General features: G+C 52.4%; 11 protein-coding genes and 1 pseudogene. 2 read left to right on the forward strand and 10 right to left on the reverse strand.

Annotated features, from left to right (window positions below; genetic code table 11):
- Window positions 1–4: 4 nt before the first annotated feature.
- From dut (CPH65_RS03045) to ubiE, 9 genes and pseudogenes are all read right to left on the reverse strand, one after another.
- Window positions 5–457, reverse strand: a complete 453-nt coding sequence (gene dut, locus CPH65_RS03045) for a dUTP diphosphatase (RefSeq protein ID WP_096172073.1) — start codon at window positions 455–457, stop codon at window positions 5–7.
- Window positions 454–945 (reverse strand): hypothetical protein, encoded by a 492-nt coding sequence (locus CPH65_RS03050; protein WP_096172074.1) that lies wholly within the window; start codon window positions 943–945, stop codon window positions 454–456. Before CPH65_RS03050 ends, dut (CPH65_RS03045) begins: the two co-directional genes overlap by 4 nt.
- The gene (locus CPH65_RS03055; protein ID WP_096172075.1) at window positions 945–2969 is read right to left on the reverse strand and encodes a site-specific integrase; all 2025 of its coding nucleotides are present in this window, start codon (window positions 2967–2969) and stop codon (window positions 945–947) included. The genes CPH65_RS03050 and CPH65_RS03055 overlap by 1 nt, the downstream gene beginning before the upstream one ends.
- Window positions 2966–5224: a hypothetical protein gene (locus CPH65_RS03060; RefSeq protein ID WP_096172076.1), complete on the reverse strand. Its 2259-nt coding sequence runs from the start codon at window positions 5222–5224 to the stop codon at window positions 2966–2968. Before CPH65_RS03060 ends, CPH65_RS03055 begins: the two co-directional genes overlap by 4 nt.
- Entirely contained in the window at window positions 5221–6561 is a 1341-nt protein-coding gene (locus CPH65_RS03065; protein ID WP_096172077.1) for a site-specific integrase, read from the reverse strand. Before CPH65_RS03065 ends, CPH65_RS03060 begins: the two co-directional genes overlap by 4 nt.
- Window positions 6562–6663: 102 nt before the next feature.
- Window positions 6664–6951: pseudogene (gene dut / locus CPH65_RS03070) on the reverse strand (dUTP diphosphatase); the annotation flags it as partial.
- 73 nt (window positions 6952–7024) lie between these two features.
- Window positions 7025–8236: a bifunctional phosphopantothenoylcysteine decarboxylase/phosphopantothenate--cysteine ligase CoaBC gene (coaBC, locus tag CPH65_RS03075; protein WP_096172079.1), complete on the reverse strand. Its 1212-nt coding sequence runs from the start codon at window positions 8234–8236 to the stop codon at window positions 7025–7027.
- A 42-nt stretch (window positions 8237–8278) separates the two neighbouring features.
- Entirely contained in the window at window positions 8279–9865 is a 1587-nt protein-coding gene (gene ubiB, locus CPH65_RS03080; protein WP_096172080.1) for a 2-polyprenylphenol 6-hydroxylase, read from the reverse strand.
- Window positions 9866–9882: 17 nt separating this feature from the next.
- Window positions 9883–10680 carry a bifunctional demethylmenaquinone methyltransferase/2-methoxy-6-polyprenyl-1,4-benzoquinol methylase UbiE gene (gene ubiE / locus CPH65_RS03085; protein WP_096172081.1) on the reverse strand — a complete coding sequence of 266 codons (798 nt, stop codon included), beginning with the start codon at window positions 10678–10680 and terminating at the stop codon, window positions 9883–9885.
- A 215-nt stretch (window positions 10681–10895) separates the two neighbouring features.
- Between ubiE and CPH65_RS03090 the strand changes: the two genes are divergently transcribed.
- A complete protein-coding gene (locus CPH65_RS03090; RefSeq protein WP_096172082.1) occupies window positions 10896–12065 on the forward strand; it encodes an aminotransferase class V-fold PLP-dependent enzyme in 1170 nt (389 codons plus the stop codon).
- Between the two features lie 9 nt (window positions 12066–12074).
- Window positions 12075–12962, forward strand: a complete 888-nt coding sequence (gene mutM / locus CPH65_RS03095; protein ID WP_096172083.1) for a bifunctional DNA-formamidopyrimidine glycosylase/DNA-(apurinic or apyrimidinic site) lyase — start codon at window positions 12075–12077, stop codon at window positions 12960–12962.
- Window positions 12963–12985: 23 nt separating this feature from the next.
- On the opposite strand, the gene CPH65_RS03100 is transcribed toward mutM, so the two are convergent.
- On the reverse strand, window positions 12986–13474 hold the full coding sequence (locus tag CPH65_RS03100; RefSeq protein WP_197703949.1) for a DUF2301 domain-containing membrane protein: 489 nt from the start codon (window positions 13472–13474) through the stop codon (window positions 12986–12988).
- Window positions 13475–13622 lie beyond the last annotated feature (148 nt).

Here is a 13622-nt window from a genome sequence, read left to right on the forward strand (position 1 = left end):
CCCTCTATTCCTTGACCCCGGTGGAGCCAAAACCACCTGACCCGCGCTCAGTTTCGCTCAGTGTATCAACCTCGACTATTTGAGGCTTCAATATTGGGGCAATAACTGCTTGAGCAATTCTGTCGCCATGGCCGATAGTAAAGGGTTCCTTTCCCGCATTGAGTAGGGCTACTTTTACGGAACCTCTATAATCTTCGTCCACGGTCCCGGGACTGTTCGGAATCATTAAGCCATGTCTGACAGCCAGACCTGATCTGGGCCGGATCTGCATTTCCGTTCCGGAAGGAATTTCAACGGCAAATCCGGTGGGAACCAAAGCAATGCAACCGGGGTCAAGAATCACATCTCCATCCGGAAGGCATGCCCTTAGGTCCATTCCTGCCGCACCTGGCGTAGCGTAGGAAGGAAGAGGAAGGTCTACATTTTCAGGCAGGCGCAAGAACTTGACAACAGTCATTCTGTTCTCCTTGGAGGCATTGGCAAGACATTGTTGGAAATGCCAGAAGACATATTAGATATTTGGGCTTCAAGCGCCTTTATCCGCCTATCTTTGGCTGCCAGATCTTTTCGCCAGCTAATAGCCTGAGAAGAGATTTCCGCCAATGCTTGTTCAAAAAACTCTATAGTGTCACGCCGGGCTTTTGCCCCATCCGGCTTTGATACAGCAGATTCTTTTTTGTGACCTTTGACCCAATTCTGGACTTGTTTTTTCAAATCCTTGTGCCGGGCATTGCGGAGATATGCTTCACTGACACCGGCCTGACGCTGCACCTCCTGAACAGAAAGCCGACGGGGTTTATCCGGATTATCTGGTTCATGATAATAGCCTCTTTGAGCTATCACCGCATCTATGGTCCGCATCGCATCCAGGATAGCTTGCTGGGATTTTTCTTTGCGCCCCCGATGGTATTCCGCCAACGGTACGGTCTTTGAACTATCACCCATTATTTGCTCTCCAGATAATCAATCAGTTTATCTTTGGTCTGTTGCGGCAATCCATTAAAGTGTCTGTGATCACAATCCCGCAATGCACCACGTAGGCGTTCATCGCTGGTAAAGACATCAAGAGTTTTTTCAAAAGTGGCAAGGCCAGCAATGATTTGAGTTTGGAACATTGCTTTTCTGCCATCAGACACCCGATTTCCCCGCATCATCTGCATGGCAGATTCTACCAGTCGCTCTTTGTTTTGGGCCTCAGCTGCCGCTTCCAGCCGATATATACAATTGGCTGGACAGGCACCAATATCCCTTATCCCCTTACCCATGGAACATAGTCCATTCTCATTGAGAGCTGTGGTGCAGTAGGTGTTTTCTTTGATTTTGATGATAGTTGGCAAAATAACTTTGAGGATTTCAGGATCATCAGGGGAGATGCAATGCTTGTTGGCAATTTCGGTCACATTCTTTTTGGTGGTCCGAATGGTATTGGCTGCAAGGCCTCCACAATCATCAATCTCACCAATTAACTTTTTGCGCCGGACATGTTGCACTTCGCGGCGAACAATATCAGCATCAGACGCAAATTCAGGTGACGAGAGCATATAGCCCATCGTGACTTCGATATCATTATGGCCAAGGACCGTATAGAGCACCTCACTGGCACCTTCAAGGCAAAGCCCAACAAGACGTGCCATGGTTTTGCGGAACCGATGTGAAGTGATGTTGTTATCTATCTCTCCCAATGGCTCACCATCCAGAGTTTTTACAGATCGCCCAAATTTTGGCAAAATAGCTTCAAGAGTTGCAATGCCTGTTGTACTGCTCACACCAGGCACCCAAAGCTTATCCCCCTGATATCCAAATGTTTTATGGAGACTTTGTTGCTTTCTGACCGCCTCCACAGCCAGTTCAGGCAATGGCCAATGTCGTTCTGATCCATTCACATTTGCAGATTCCTTGAATGTATAGCCAGTCAGATATTCTTCCCCATTCAATGCAACCAATGGATCTCTGTCCAAAGTTTTCATTTCTGAGATCCGCCCACCAGTGGCTGTGTTCAGAATGATTGCATTGGCAATTTGGCATAGCAAAAGCAGTGATTTCACACCATCTAAAGTATCAACCGGCCAGCTTGTAAATTCCTTCTTTGCCCTTTTCTCACCAGTGACCTCAAATATATACGGAAAGGCAAAACCAGGATGAAGGACATTACCTTGCCATAAGGCAATCTGTTGCTTTCTATAAGGAGTTACATACTTGCTAACATACTTTCTGCCCTGTGCATCACAATCAATTGCAGCAATCTCTGTATAACAGGCCTCCAGATCTGTCTGGATTTTTGCCAAAAAATGAGCCGCTTGGAGAATTTCTGTGAATGCGCCATCTGAGAATGGCTGGATGGGTTTTCTTGTGCCCGGTTGGACAGTCTCTATGTCTCCGGCAGGCCAATCGTCAAATAGACCAGCATTGTAAAGGCCATTCAGCCGTGGACCACACTGTGTGATAAATGTTGGATACTCAGTACGAAGCCGATCAAAGGCCGCAGGTGACAGGTTACCAAATATTATCCCTGAATCTGGGCAGGTCATCTGATTGGATGGCAATCGATCGGACAGGGTCATTGCAAATCGGGCAGCATTAATCAAATTTTTTGTATATTGTACCCAGGTGCGAGGTTTTGTTGGGGTGGATTTTTTTCTATTAAAAACAATTGTTTGAGTAAAATTTAGAAACGCAAACCGTTTCAACCGCCGGATCAGAAACTCTGCTTTAGGATCATCTCGGCTCCAGCCATCAGGCAAGGCTTTTACAAAATCAATAGTTCTTTCGCCATCTTGATAATAGTTTTCATTGACAAAATCTTTTGGCACTACCCATTCATCATCCTGAATAGCCACACCTTTAAAAATCTGGTAATCAGCAATTTTGTCCCATGGCAAAGTCCAGGCTTCATCAAGATTGAACGGAGCAGAGCCATAGACAAGGGCATCCCTATGCTTCTCAAACAAGACATCATATGATGGTTTCATTGGTTCTGATCCTCATTTATTGCAATCTCAGGCGCTATATTGAGTTGGACTTCGCCAAAAATAGGTCTTGCTCCCGACTGTATTTCTTCGAGGACTCTTGCAACATTGTCATCATACTCTTGGGCAAGCATTTTATTCTGCAAAGCGTCTCGGATCATTTCTATGCCCTGTAGTTCCAGATACAAGCTGCTTCGCAGGAATGCTTCATCAGCTGAAGTGTCTTTTATCGCCAACAGCTCAGCATTGCGCTCAGCCAAAGGGTCAAGAGCCTCAATGGTAAAACGCGCATGTGGGCACAATATGCATCTTTGTGCCTGACATAGAGTGTTCTTGACATGGTTGGGGGCAATGTCAGCAGGCGGATGCAGTGGATCCTCACACCCCATGCCATAGGCGCTCCTATATTGGCGTTGCACCCTGTTTGATGCCAATAAGGCTCTGTCTTCTTCTGTCACACCATCTTTTGATGTCGCAAACCATAATATGGCAGGATCGACAGGTCGCCCACTGGATGTTTCTTCAAATATTGCTTGTGCCAAAGCCCCAAACTGTTTGAATCGTTCACCAATCTGGCCTTTTTGACGCAAATAATGCCTTGTGCTGCTGATATGCCGATGATTGAGGATGCCTTGGACAGCAAAGATATTACCCCCACTCTCATCATAGACAAAAGCTGCATAACCATCACGGATATCACCCGGCTGCAATGCTTCTACGGATTCTACAAGTGCACCTTTACCCTGCTTTTTAGCATTATCAATGGCTACTGATTTCAAATTGGTATTAAATGATTTAGCAATTGAACTTGATACACCCAAGAATCCAACAGCCTTATGACCAGTGCCTTTATTGCCCCAAAAAATCCAGGGTGATTGCAATTTTTGCTCAATCATTGCAATCTCAATGCGGACTTCGCATGTCTGGGGTTGTTTCAGCAGCTCTGCACGCGCTTCCCGGAGGAGATCTCGCAAATAACGGGTGCGTTCAATTTGTGCCTTGATCACCGCAAATGGCTGATATCGGGATGCTTTGAGACAGTGAGCCGCTTGCAGGCGTCTGGTTTTTGGTCTAACAGACCTAATTTCAATGGTTTCAGGCTGATCTTGTTCTTGATCTTCTTGTTCAGGGGCAAAAATTATCACTTGGCCATTTTTGTTTTGACCATCAAATGATTGGTTGATTTTAGGTTTGGCTAGTTGGTCAGTGCATTCAGTGTACCAGTCGTCACATTCTTCAAAATTTTCATTAACAACGGTAATGGCTCTCGCTGTATCCATCCAACCTGTATGATATGACACCAATGCATAAGCAGCCATGGTATCGGCCTCAGATGGTGCTATCATCCGATAAATATTATAAAGTGTTGCAGTGGGCCAGCCTCCACTTGCCCGCTGTGCAATTTGAGCGCGCGTGTTGTTGAGCCGGCCAGCATCACCTCTGGCAATATCCTTTCTGTTGATAATTTTTTTCCGGATGCGGTCATGTAACAGCACCAATATGTTGCACCAACGATACCAAACCATATTTCGCTTGCCGCCACGGCGTCCATCAGTACGACCAGATCTGCCTGTTTGGCCTAGAATGCGCGGGTCTGTGCCTCTCTCCAGACCCTTTAAGCCACGGTCATGATATCGCAGGCTTTCATCATGGATGTTTTGAGCCGTATTATAAACTGCTTTTAAAGCCTGCAGATCAACATCTTGATGCATTTTGGGTGCTGAGTCTCTGTCTCCTTCGGTATTAATCGTCGGCCATTGCACACCATTCTGTCCTGTTTGAAGAGCATTTACTGCCTCTCCAACACATGTTGCAATATAATTTAAACAGATATTTTTGGTTTTGAGAATTTTCCCCGACCCAGTGAGTAAAAAATACTTAAATTCATTGGCATCAGCAGACCAAATATCATGACAACTTTCTAGATTTCGCCCATTTTCTCTTGCAATTTTATCAAGGTACTTAAAAAATTTGGTGATATTCAGTAATTTTGTTGCAATGGTGCTGTGAGCGTTGCCTTGCATTTCTCTCCGTATGACCGGGGCAAGTTCATGTATCAATTTTGGACGCCCCGTGAAGCCTTTCTTTTCATCTCCATCACGATAAATCGTGAGATCTACTATTTTGAGTTTTATGCCGTCCTTTTGTTCCCAGACAAGCGGATCCACCGGCAGTTCAACAACAGGAGCGGCAGGGCCTAATGCCTCGATTGTCTCTTTTGACTGTTTGTTTCGTTGGGCTTTGTTAAACCTGCTCACTCATCATCTCCATCCAGGTATGCAGTCCATTTGCGCGCATATTCATTCTTGCCGACCTGACCTTGCAGCCAACGGAGATAGATTTCAGTCGTCTCCGCCGAACAATGACCCATTGTCGGGCGGATGTGCATGTCTATGAGTGTGCTGGCCAAGTTCTGGACCTTGGCAAAAGACGGCTTGTAATTATCATCCAAACCTTCTTCTATCTTTATTAGGTCCAATTCTTTTTGCAGAATATGCAGTACCTCATAGCAGGCCCAGGCATGACGGCCTAGATGAGGAGACCAGCCTTTAAATGGCATGTTTTTATCAGCTTCAGCCCAGCCACGCTGCGACCAAAAATCAATCAGCGTCCGGCCAGCGTAATAGTCTCCGCTACTAGGAGACAGAAATAGCTGCTTCGGTAATGGCTTGCCTGGATTCTGCTTTCTGAATTCTTCTAACGCAGCTTTTCTAGCACCGCGTTTGTAATAATGCAGAAAAAAAAGGAAATCCCGTTTGAATTTAACTCGGCGTGGCTTCCCCTTATATTCAGGATCTCCAACTTTCCGATCACCTTTTGTTCCATGCATGATTGTGACCATGACATTGTCTTGGTCAACCGGTAGCTTGTTAGGGTCTGGAATTTGTTCCGCCCGTAAAAGCCGCACTTCTGCAGACCGCAGCCCAACATCCAATATAGTCCGGCACATCAGATATCTGGTAATCCCATGATTGCCTTTGCCATGCTCTTTGATCCTTTCGAGCCAAGCCTGGATTTCAATCCCTGTTGGCAATCTTAAATCTTCAGGATTTTGACGCACATGGCCGAGACGCTGCGAAAAATTTGCAGTCCTCCGTCCTGTTTTGCCCATCATTTTGTTCTGAATAGATGCTGGTATGAGCTTCTGGACCACTTCGAATTCATCGCGCAAACCATGATGTGCTGCATAATCCAAATAGTTACCTACCGTACCCATGCGCCTGTTTATGGTCGCAGCAGAAAGAGCAGCACCTGCTGCAGTATATGACCCCGTTTCCATGGCTGTTTGGTATGTTTCGAGAAGCTGGTCATAACTGACAGTCCGCCAATCCAGACTATATTGCTCACAAAAAGTGAAAAAATTCTCGAGATCCCGCCCATATGCATTCATGGTATTCTCGGATAGCTTTTTTGATGATGCATATTCACTGCGAGCGCCAACATATGACCACCGCCCCGTAGCGCGTGCAATCAGGTAATCCAATGGCTCTATGAGCAACTTCCATTCTGAGGAATAAAGTACAGGTATATGTGCCAGCTCCGGGCAGCCAAGCTCTTCGCATTTTGTTTTATCAGGCCGCACCATAAAAGCCATATACGCAAAACCCTTTGCGACATTATTTTGGGTGCGCGTATAATGTTAGAAAGGGTTACACATGTCAATACAATGTATCTAATATTAGGAGGTGCGCCTGTAACCGCGATAGTCCGAGTCGATGGTGCCGGGTGTGTTGAGCAAGGTGACACCATGTTTGAGGGCAAGGCCGGATCTGGGCCGGATCTGGGCCTCGAAGCCCCGTTCAAGAGCCATGCAGAAGCCCGTGGGCAAAAGAGCCCGTCCGCCTCTTGCCGCCAAAGTCACCGGCTCATTGGCAGGATTGGCCGCTTCGATATCGAGCCCTGCTGCCTCATCGCTCTTGTAGGCGGGCAGGTTGAGCCCCTTGAAATGATCGAGAGGGAGAATGGAGAGACGCGGTTTTGCCATGAGCAATCCTCTTGAGCTTTCCTGATTGCAAGCCGGGCCAAGTTGTCCGGCTGCTCTAGACTTCCAAAATCCGTCAAGCACTCTCATCCAGCGCAAGGGCGATGCGGGCGACAAGGCCCTTGGCGACGTCTGCCTTGGGCAGGTCCTGCCAGGTTTCGATGCCGTCGGCCCTTATGATGCTGATCCGATTGTGATCGCCGCCCATGATACCCGTTTCAGGTGACACATCGTTGGCAATGATCCAGTCGACATTCTTTTTGGTCAGTTTTGCACCGGCATTCTTTTCGAGATCCTGCGTTTCAGCCGCAAATCCAATGACCAACGTCGGGCGTTTGTCTGGGTGGGTGCCGACGAATTTCGCAATGTCGGGATTCTCCGCAAAGGCCAGCGCCGGAAAGCCTCCCTCGGGTGTTTTCTTGATCTTTTCCGTGCCCTGATTGGCAACGCGCCAGTCGGCAACGGCAGCGGCCATGATGGCGACATCTGCCGGCAGGGCCTTGGCCACCGCGGCATGCATCTCGGCTGCGGTCTCGACGCGAACCACATCGACGCCAAGGGGCACATCGAGCGCCACCGGACCGGAGACGAGGGTGACGCGAGCCCCGGCAGCTCTTGCGGCCTCGGCCAGAGCATAGCCCTGCTTGCCCGACGAACGGTTGGCAATGTAGCGCACTGGATCAATCGGCTCGTGGGTCGGACCTGCGGTGATGATCACATGCTTGCCAGCCAGCGGCTTGGCAGTCCCATCCAAAAGTGCCGCAATGGCGGCAAGGATATCCTCCGGCTCGCTCATACGGCCCGGCCCTTCCTCGTTGCAGGCCATCATGCCGTGATCGGGGCCAATAACTCGAATGCCGTCACTCGCGAGCGTCTCCAGATTGCGCTGGGTCGCCGGGTGGAGATACATGCGCACATTCATTGCAGGCGCGACAAGCACCTGTTTGTCTGTCGCAAGAAGCGCCGTGCTCGCCAGATCATCGGCGATGCCATTGGCCATCTTGGCGAGCAGATTGGCCGTGGCGGGCGCAACAACCAATAGATCGGCGTCGCGGGACAATTCGATATGGCCAATTTCGCTTTCCCGTGTCAGATCGAACAGCTCGGTCAACACTGGTTCGCCGGTGAGGGTCGACAGGGTGAGCGGCGAGACGAAATGGGTTGCCGCCTCGGTCAGGATCACCTTGACGCTCGCGCCCCTTTTCATCAAAAGACGAACCAGATCAACGGCCTTGAAGGCCGCGATACCGCCGGAAATGATCAGCAGGATTCTCTTGTTGGCGAGCATATGTGTATCTCCCGGTATTGATCCGTTTTGGCCCCGAATCGTTTAGCTCCAGAGACGGATAGCGATGGTGCCCAGCGACAAAGCGATGATCCAGAGAGCTATGCGGCCCGAGCGGCTTTCGCGGGCTTCTGCCTTGCCTATGGCGGCGACCGTTTGTGCATCAAGGCGCATCCCGTCGCGGCCCATAGAATCAAAACTCTCAGACAGACGCTCGGCGCGTTTTGCCATTTCGGGCAATTGGGCCGACATGGCGCCAAGGCTGGCAAGGCCTCCGGCCATTTCCTTCACCTTGGCGGCAGGGCCGACATTCTGTTCCATCCAGCGCTTGACCACCGGTTCGGAGGTGTTCCACAGATTGAGATCGTTGTCCATCATGCGGGCAACGCCTTCAACGACCATCATGGTTTTTTGCAACAGGATCAACTCGGTGCGTGTCGCCATGCCGAAAAGCTCGGTGAATTCGAACAATTGGCTCAAAAGGCCCGCCATGGAGATCTCGGAAGACGCCCGTCCGTGGATTGGCTCACCGATCGAACGCAGGGCCTGTGCGAAGGTGTCGATATCCTGATTGCTTGGCACATAGCCTGCATCGAAATGCACCTGAGACACCCGGCGATAATCGCGGGTGATGAAGCCATAGAGGATTTCAGCAAGGAAGCGCTGCTCCTTGGGGCCGATCCGCCCCATGATGCCGAAATCAACGGCGACCAGCTTGCCGTCCGTGCCGAGAAACAGGTTGCCCGGATGCATGTCGGCATGGAAAAACCCGTCCCCCAGCGCATGGCGCAGAAAGGACTGGATGACCGTCTCGCCAAGGGCTTTGAGATCGTGACCGGACGCCTTGAGTGCTTCCATGTCGTTGAGCTTGATGCCCTCGATCCATTCCATCGTCAGGATGGCCTTGGTCGATTTATCCCAATGCACGGTGGGAACACGGAAATCGGCATCCTTGGCGCAATTCTCGCCAAGTTCGCTCATGGCAGCGGCTTCAAGCCGGAAATCCATCTCGAGCTGGATCGAACGGGCAAGAGTATCCACCACCGCGACGGGCCGCAGGCGGCGGGAGGGCGTGTGGATCGCCTCGACCATGCGGGCGACCATGTAGAAACCGGCGAGATCGGCGTGAAACCGCTCGGCGATGTGAGGGCGCAGAACCTTGACAGCGACCTGTTGCACTTCGCCATTGGCATCAAGAAAGCTGGCCTTGTGAACTTGCGCGATTGAAGCTGCGGCAACGGGTTCGGAGAAATCGACGAACACCGCCTCGACAGGTTTGCCCAGCGCCTCGGCAACGGCCTTGCGCGCTGCTTCAAGACCAAAGGCCGGAACTCGATCCTGAAGGCTCGTCAGCGCTTCGGCGAGTTCAGGGCCAACAACATCAGGGCGGGTGGCCAGAAACTGGCCCATCTTGACGTAGGATGGCCCGAGACGATTGAGGGCTGCGCTCAGGCGTTCGCCCTTGTTGCGCTGCGACGTGCCGCGGCGTTCGAACAGCTTGAGCAGCGACAGGCCCATACGCGGCACGGCTGGCAGATCCGCCGGTGGTGCAATGATGGAAAACACCCCTTCGCGGGCCAGAATATAGCCAGCGCGCGCCAGTCGAAACAACGCAGAAGACGCTCCAATCATGTCTGTAACGCCCCTTTTTAGAGTTTCCAGCCGGAATGCATGGCGGTGATGCCGCCGGACATGTTGCGATAGGTGACCTGCTGGAAGCCAGCTTTCTCGATCATCGCCTTGAAGCGGGCCTGATTGGGGAACTTGCGAATGGATTCGACCAAGTAGGCATAGCTTTCCGCGTCGCCGGTGACAAAGTCGCCAATGCGCGGGATGGCATTGAAGGAAAAGGCGTCATAGACCTTGTCGAGAAGGGGCATTTCGACGTTGGAGAATTCAAGACACATGAATCGCCCGCCGCGCTTCAAAACCCGGTGGGCTTCGCTCAGCGCCTTGTCGATGCGGGGCACGTTACGGATGCCGTAAGCAATCGTGTAGGCGTCGAAACTCTTGTCCTCGAACGGCAGCTCCTCGGCATTGCCCTCGACAAATTCAAGGTTGCTGATCAGGCCATTTTCCTTGGCCCGGTCCTTGCCGACGGCGAGCATCGAGCCGTTGATATCAAAGACGGTGGAATGCGCGGTCTTTTTCGAGCGCTCAACAACACGGAAAGAAATATCTCCAGTGCCACCGGCCACATCGAGCAGCTTGAACGGTTCGCTTCCGCGCTGTTTTTGCGGCGGATTGAGCCAGGCGACAAAGGCATCCTTCCAGATCCGGTGCATGCCGCCGCTCATGAGATCGTTCATGATGTCATAGCGGTCAGCCACCTGATGGAAGACCTTGTTGACCATGGGCTGTTTTTCGCCCTCTCCGACCTTCTCGAAGCCGAAGGAAGTGGCCATTTCCGTCACATTTTCCGTGCGTTGTCTGTTCTGTGCCGACATGTCTTTGTCCTGAGCCTCGCGCTGAAGCGGGCGAAATCTCGATTGTTTGGGCCGGACCTTATCCCACTTTATCTTTAAAGACCATGATGGGAATGCGGTTTTCTCGCGCGCTTGCTCTGTCTATTGGTCTGTGGTTTGAAGGGTAGCCTTGTTCTTGCCTGAGCCTGCTGCTAGCGTGCGCTCTTCCTGATCAGCTTGCCTCATGAGTTTTCTCCATGGATATCAAAAAAATTCGCGCCGAAACGCCGGGTATCGCCCATGGCATTCACCTTTTGGCCTGCGGCTCGGCACTTGCGCCCCGACCCGTTGTTGATGCTGTGATGTCCTATCTCGACCTTGAGGCAAGGATCGGCGGCTATGAGGCGCATGCGCAGGAAGCCCAGATGCTGGATGCGACCTACGGGTCGGTTGCCCGATTGATCGGAGCCAAGCCGCACGAAATTGCCATTTTGGAGAATGCGACTGTGGCGTGGTGTCAGGCTTTCTATGCGCTTCCCCTCAAGAAGGGCGATCGCATCATCACCTGTCAGGCAGAATATGCAGCCAATTATGTTGCCTATCTGCATCGCCAGAAAACCGAGGGGATCGAAATCGACATCGTGCCGAATGATGAGACCGGTGCCCTCGATTTAACGGCTTTGGAAACCATGATCACCGAACGGACTGCGCTGATCTCGATCACATGGGTGCCCACCAATGGGGGGCTGGTCAATCCGGCGGTTGGCGTCGGAGCCATCGCCAAGAAGCACGGCATCCCCTATCTTCTGGATGCCTGTCAGGCGGTGGGGCAAATGCCGGTTGATGTCGAAGCCTTGCAGTGCGATTTCCTCTCGGCAACGGGCCGCAAGTTCCTGCGCGGACCGCGCGGAACCGGGTTCCTCTATATCCGGGAGACATGGCTTGAAAGCCTTGAGCCCGCAAGCCTTGACCATTTTTCCGCCCCTCTGGTGGATAGCAGCCGTTATGCCGTGCGTGCAGACGCGCGCCGGTTCGAGACATGGGAAAACAGCTATGCCCTTCGGGCCGGACTGAAGGTAGCCTGTGACTACGCCATGGACATTGGCCTGGACGCTATCCAGCAGCGGGCCTGGATGCTGGCGGCAGACTTGCGGGAAAAGCTGGTCGAGCTGCCCGGTTGCTCCATCATGGATCTGGGGGCGGAAAAATGCGCCATTGTCAGCTTTACGATCGACGGCCTCGACCCTCAGTTCGCTGTTAACAGCCTGCGCGAGAAGGGCATTGCCATCGGCATGACCAACCAAGCCAGCTCTTTGCTGGATGCGGAGCGCAGAAACCTGCCCGTAATGCTGCGAATTTCGCCTCATTATTACAACAATGAGAGTGATCTGGACGCCTGCTTCGCTGCTCTCGAAGAATTAGTGTGAGGGTGCATCATGCCTGAATTGCCAGAGGTGGAAACGGTCCGGCGCGGCCTTCAGCCAGTGATGGAAGGTGCGGACATCACCGCAGCCGAGATCCGGCGCGAAAATCTGCGCTTCCCCTTCCCGCCGCACCTTGCCGACCGACTAGCGGGGAGGACCGTCCTCTCGCTTGGGCGGCGGGCCAAATATCTACTCGCCGATCTGGATGACGGAGCGGTTTTGGTGATGCATCTGGGCATGTCCGGCTCGTTTCGCGTGGTGACGCCCGATGAGGCCCATCTGGTGGCAGAGGCCAGCTTTCATCTCGCGCGCGGCAAGAATCCGGTGCATGACCATGTCGCGCTGACGCTCTCAAGCGGGGCAGTGATCCTTTATAATGATCCGCGCCGGTTTGGATTTTTTGATCTCATTCCGCGCCTGACGCTCAATGAGCATTCCTATTTTGCCAAGCTGGGCGTTGAGCCGGTGGGCAATGCGCTCAGTGCCGATTATCTCGCAGAGAAATTTGCCGGCAAGCGGACGCCGCTGAAGTCGGCTCTGCTTGATCAGCATATCATCGCCGGTCTTGGCAACATCTATGTCTGCGAAGCGCTCTATCGGTCCGGTCTCGATCCCAAAAGGCAGGCGGGCACCTTGGTGACAAAGGCAGGCAAACCGTCGGCCAAGCTCTCTTTGCTGACAGATGAAATCCGGGCCACCATCGCCGAGGCCATAGAGGCGGGCGGCTCGACCTTGCGCGATCACACCCGCGCTGACGGCTCGCTGGGTTATTTCCAGCACCGCTTCAAGGTCTACGGCCGCGAGGGTGACCCTTGTGCCAAGGAAGGTTGCTCAGGGGTCATCACACGCATCGTGCAGAGCGGCCGGTCGACGTTCCACTGTCCCAAATGCCAGAAATAAAGGCTAGGACTGCGGCCAGTTGCTCAGACCTCGAACTTGGTCTTGTCGCCGATGTCGAAATGCAGCGGCATGCGCCACTTTGCGATACTGACGATCAGGAACAGCAGGGCCGAGGCGGCGGCCAGCACCTGCGCGACGGGCTCAAAGTCAAACACCAGCGCAAACCACAGCGCGGCCAGAATCACAGGCTGAGCCCTGAGACCCGGAACCTTGAAGCAAAAATATTCCTTGAAGCAGAGGCCGCCGAGGGTGATGAAGGCCCCACCCAGACCGAACATGCCAAAGCCGAGCACATAGCAGACCAGACCGCCCCACGTCGCGGCCTGCAAAAGCAGCCGGAAGGACTTCATATAAATGTGCAGGCAGCAGGCGCACATGGTCGCCGCCACGTAGCAGGCCTTGAGCGCGGGAAATCCCGTCTCCGCTTCCCACGGCAAAAGCAGGATGGACGGAACAGCGAGAATGAATCCAAGCCGGTAGGTAATGACGGTGAGATAGTCGAGCCAGTCCATTTCGGACTTGATGTGCGGATCTGCCAATTCTTGCTTCCTTCACGGGTGCGTCGGTTCAACGGTGCCAACTGTGCAGTATAAAGGTTGAGAGCGGTCAAGGGAAATCGGGACTATCCCAAATGCTTTGGGCTGCACCGATTTTCTTACA

This window comes from Cohaesibacter sp. ES.047, from assembly GCF_900215505.1.
GTDB lineage: Bacteria > Pseudomonadota > Alphaproteobacteria > Rhizobiales > Cohaesibacteraceae > Cohaesibacter.